Annotated in this window: 3 protein-coding genes; 2 read left to right on the top strand and 1 reads right to left on the bottom strand. The window is 73.2% G+C overall.

Translation table 11 applies throughout. The features are described 5' to 3' along the window. Positions 1 to 95: 95 nt before the first annotated feature. Positions 96 to 1,289, top strand: a complete 1,194-nt coding sequence (locus ABYE80_RS19840; protein WP_372792036.1) for an asparagine synthase-related protein — start codon at positions 96 to 98, stop codon at positions 1,287 to 1,289. Here ABYE80_RS19840 and ABYE80_RS19835 read toward each other — a convergent pair. Next, positions 1,272 to 1,895, bottom strand: a complete 624-nt coding sequence (locus ABYE80_RS19835) for a hypothetical protein (RefSeq protein ID WP_372792035.1) — start codon at positions 1,893 to 1,895, stop codon at positions 1,272 to 1,274. The two genes, ABYE80_RS19840 and ABYE80_RS19835, sit on opposite strands and share 18 nt — an antisense overlap. A 300-nt stretch (positions 1,896 to 2,195) precedes the next feature. On the opposite strand from ABYE80_RS19835, the gene ABYE80_RS19830 reads away from it, so the two are divergent. Beyond that, positions 2,196 to 2,357, top strand: a complete 162-nt coding sequence (locus ABYE80_RS19830; protein ID WP_372792034.1) for a lasso RiPP family leader peptide-containing protein — start codon at positions 2,196 to 2,198, stop codon at positions 2,355 to 2,357. The last annotated feature ends 23 nt before the right edge of the window (positions 2,358 to 2,380 follow it).

Below are 2,380 nucleotides of genomic sequence, written 5' to 3'. Positions count from 1 at the left end.
AGGCGGATCGCGGACACGGGTGGAAGGGTAACCCGCGCGTGGTGACAGCGCGCCGCGTGTCGCCCCCCTGGGCGGAGTCCGGCAGGATGGTCGTCATGGCCTTCGACCGGACCCGCGACGACGTCCGCAGTACCGGTCCGCAGGCCGCAGCACGCGCTTCCGGGCTGTCGGCGCTCGAGACCGCGGTCGGCTTGCCGTTCGACGTGGTCGAACCGGAACACTCCGCGCCGGTCCACGCCGACGGGGACCCGTTCCGGGCCCTGCGGTCGGCCATGCTGCCGGCACTGCGCAGCGGTCCCTGCCTGGTCGCCTTCTCGGGTGGGCTGGACTCGTCCCTCGTGCTGGCGGCGGCGACGAGCGCTGCCCGGGACGAGGGCTTGCGCCCGCCGCTGCCCGTGACCCTGCGCTTCAGGGCGTCGGGAGCCACCGAGGAGCAGGAGTACCAGGAGCGGGTCGTCGCCCACCTCGGGCTCACCGACTGGGACATCGTGACGCTCGAGGACGACCTCGATCTCGTCGGCCCGGTCGCACAGCGACATCTCCTGCGTCACGGTGTCCTGTTCCCGAGCAACTGCCACGCGATGGTCCCCCTGATCGAACGCGCTCGGGGCGGGACGTTGATGACCGGTCACGGTGGCGACCACCTGATGTGCCTGTGGCCGGGCGCCCACCTCGCGGAGGTGCTGGCGCGACGGGTCGCGGCCCGTCCGCGGGACGGCCTGCGACTTGCGGCGGCCCTCGCGCCGCGGGCAGTCCGTCGCACGTGGCTGGGATACGCCCGCCCCCCCGTGCCGCGCCCCTGGCTGACGCCCGACGCCGCGGTCGCGTACCGGCGGACGACGATCGACCTGGCCACGCGCCGGGCCCGCACCTGGGCGTCCTGGCTGGACGAGCAGCCCCGGCTGCGTCGTCTTCGGGTCGGCGTCGAGACGTACGACAGGCTCGGGGCCGACCACGGCGCCCGGGTGCAGCATCCGCTGCTGGATCGGGGGTTCGTCGCGTCGCTGGGACGTCTGGGCGGGAGGTGGGGTGCGGGCGACCGCAACCGGATCCTCGCGACCATCGCGGGCGAGGCTCTCCCCGCTGCGCTCGTCGCACGCACGACGAAGGCGATCTTCGACGCGGCGTTCGTCACCCCCACGTCGCTCACGTTCGCGGAGCGCTGGGACGGCCGAGGGCTCGACACTGAGGTCGTGGACCCCGAACGCGTGCGCGCAGCCTGGACCGACGCGAACCCCTACCCGGCCGCCCTGCTGCTGCAGGCCGCCTGGCTAGCCGACCACGGCTAGCTCCTCGAGGACCTCGTCGAGCACGTGGTCGACGGAGCCCCAATCCCGCGGACGGCTCACCTCCCACGCCGGCAGGGCAGCGAGATCGAGGAGCGTGGCTGCCGAGCGCGTGCCGGCGCGGTGCCAGCCGCGGACGGCTCCCAGGCGGGCGAGGCGTTCCTGCGCCGGCATGCGACGGACCCCGATCCCGTCGCTCCACCGCAGGTAGAGCCACCCGCCGAGGTCGGTCGGGTCCGGCGCGGCGGACAGACCCACGCGCTGTCGCCCGGTCGCCGGCAGCGGGACGGTCTCGACCTCCAGGCCCAGGCGCTGCGCGGTGTCACCCCGGAGGTCGACGCACCGCGGCCCGCTGAGACAGCGACCGTCGTCCAGGATCAGCGTGTCGTCGCAGAAGACGTCGTACCCCCGCGCCGCGACCGCAGCGATGAACGTGCTCTTACCGGCGCCGGTGTCTCCCACGACGGCGAACGCGCGCCCCCCGTGGCAGAAGGCTCCTGCGTGGAAGGCGGGCCGGCCCAGCCAGTGGGCCCACACGGCGCAGATCATCCCGAGCCAGGGATGGACGAGCGCCTGCTGCGGGAACGGACGCGGTCCACGGATCTCCACGCTCCCCGTCGGACGGTGCAGTTCGAAGCGGTTCCCGTCGGGGGACGTCCATGCTGCCGACGTGTCGGTTCTGATCGGGCGCGCGTCGTGACACGGTGGCGCATCGATCTCGCGGATCTCGACGCGAGGCCATGCCGCCTGCGCAGGGCCGAGCCACCGGTCACGCAGGCCGGGCAGGGCGAAGCCGAACGCGCCAAGGGTGTCGCTCTCGACGCGACCTGACGCAGCATCATGCGAACCGAGGCTCATGGGCACGTGGCCGGGCTTGCATTCCCTCACCCGACGGGCCTAGTCTGCCGTATGGACTCCATCCCGGCAGAGACCTCTCCGCGTGACGCGGATCACGGTGAGGGCACCCCGTACGAAGCACCGGCGCTCACGACGCTCGGGTCCTTCCAGGACCTGACCCAGGGCGGACCCGGCGGCGGCTTCGACATCGTCGAGATCGGAAGCGCCGGCTGACAGCCTGAGCACCCTCTACCTCT

Origin of the sequence: Paraconexibacter sp. (assembly GCF_041602235.1) — a bacterium.
In the GTDB taxonomy this organism is placed as follows: Bacteria; Actinomycetota; Thermoleophilia; order Solirubrobacterales; family Solirubrobacteraceae; genus Paraconexibacter.
The sequence above is the reverse complement of the archived record's forward strand: the minus strand, read 5'-3'. Positions and strand labels throughout refer to the sequence as shown.